The organism is Agarivorans sp. (genome assembly GCF_050295395.1).
Classification (GTDB): domain Bacteria; phylum Pseudomonadota; class Gammaproteobacteria; order Enterobacterales; family Celerinatantimonadaceae; genus Agarivorans.
Window position 1 is genome coordinate 1 of sequence record NZ_JBNKPP010000241.1, and the last position, 1875, is coordinate 1875.

General features: G+C 50.1%; 1 protein-coding gene and 1 pseudogene. Both read left to right on the forward strand.

Translation table 11 applies throughout. The features are described from left to right. A pseudogene (locus tag ACQY6Q_RS14090) lies at window positions 1-453 on the forward strand (DUF4785 domain-containing protein); the annotation flags it as partial. Between the two features lie 418 nt (window positions 454-871). Continuing rightward, on the forward strand, window positions 872-1875 hold a 1004-nt coding region (locus tag ACQY6Q_RS14095), incomplete at its 3' end, for a winged helix-turn-helix domain-containing protein (RefSeq protein ID WP_427982325.1).

A 1875-nucleotide genomic window follows, 5' to 3' on the forward strand; every position in this document is an offset into this window, starting at 1 on the left:
TTGCCCCTTGCCAGCAGCAATGCGGGGCTGAGTGAAATCGAAGTCACAGTCCAGACTCAGGTCGATGGCCGCCCAGTGCAGCGCACGGTGAAAACCGCCTTTAAGTCCTATGTGAATTCGGCCAGCATCAAGCCAGAAGTATTGACCGTTTGGGACAAGGGCGTACCGAATCAAGTCAACTTTGAGCTAAATGTCGCCGAAGCGGGACGCTTTGGTTTGAGTGGCGTGCTAACGGGCACCAATACCGAAGGCCAAAAAGTGGCGATTATGCGCACCCAAGCGGCGACTTGGTTAACGCCCGAATCCCCCAAACTCAAGCTGATGTTTGACCCAACACTTATCCAAGCCTCGGGTCTGCAACCGCCCTTTGAACTCAACGAGCTTGAGCTGCAAGACCAAGGGCAAATGGCGCGGTTAAGTTTTCAGGCTAACGCACTGGTACTTAGCCGCTAACGACTGTGTTTAGCCGCTAATTCACTTTTCATTTTTCACTTCTCCCTTCCCAACCGTTTTGAGTGCCCAGCCGGGCACTCTTTTTTTAGCTTAATGCAATCAGCCTCAGTTAAAGCCAGACAGAAAAGTACAAGACAAATCCCTAACAAAGGTTTCCAAAGTGCCGCGCAAGATCACAAATGAGTGATAAAGCAGGTGCCACAGGACGCAATATCGTCACAATGACGATATAAAATTTACATTGATTACCGAAGGTTATTCCTTTTAAATAACAAAGTGTCTAGGCATAATGTCAATGTTTTGACGTCATGCGAATTGATGACACTCAATGTACAAAACGCGCTACCTATAAAAATAACAATGGCTAATGGCACCGCGATTCCCCCGCCTTAGTCGATGCTCAAGCAATGGAAATCCTATGAGTGACAGCACATTTTTTTTTGGTGAATGGCAAGTCAATCCCAGCGCCAACAGCCTACTCCTTGGTAAACAAGTTAAACAACTTGAACCTAAGGCGATGGATGTATTGTTGTTTCTCTGCCAGAACGCCGGTGAAGTAGTCAGCAGCGACGAAATTGTTAGCCATTGCTGGCCGGGGGTCGACACGGGCGACAATCCACTGCACAAGATTATCAACCAGTTACGTCGCGCACTTGGCGATAGCGCCACCGAATCCCGTTACATTGAGACCATTCGCAAACGTGGCTATCGCACCTTAGCCGAGGTTCGCTTTCCAGTTGGCCACGAGGCCAGCGCTACGCCACAAACCTGGCAAGGCGGCTCGCCGTTTCCGGGCCTGCAAGCCTACAGCGCCAACTATGCCGACGTATTCTTCGGCCGCAGCGAGCAAATTAGCACCCTGCTAAATCGCATTAGCCAACAAATCCAATTTGGCCGCGCCTTCTGCTTAATTTTAGGCCCGAGTGGTAGCGGTAAATCCTCCTTAATTAATGCCGGTGTATTGCCTAACCTCATGGCGGCCAATGGCTTTAATGGCGTTGGGGTTGTGGCCTATAGCAGCCTCGATTTTGCCGATGTCAGCAAGGGACAACTGCTCACCGATCTGGCCAGTGCCATGCTCGACTGGGAGCTAAACGACACCCCAGTATTTGAGGGAATGAGCGCCGATACGCTTGCCGCCAAGCTTGAACAAGATCCGCAGAGCATTGTCGACATATGTAAACAAAGCCTTAAAAATCAGACTTATGCTACACCACGCTTTGCCTTATTTATCGACAGATTAGAGATATTATTATCATCGCCGCTGTTTAGCGACGCCGAGCGCAGCACCTTTATCGAGCTGTTAGAGCGTCTTGCCACTTCCCATGCGGTATTGATTCTAAGTGCCTGTCGCAACGACTTTTATCCGCTGCTAGTCAATTACCCCAGTCTGATGGCGGGCAAAGCGCGCGGCGCCCATTT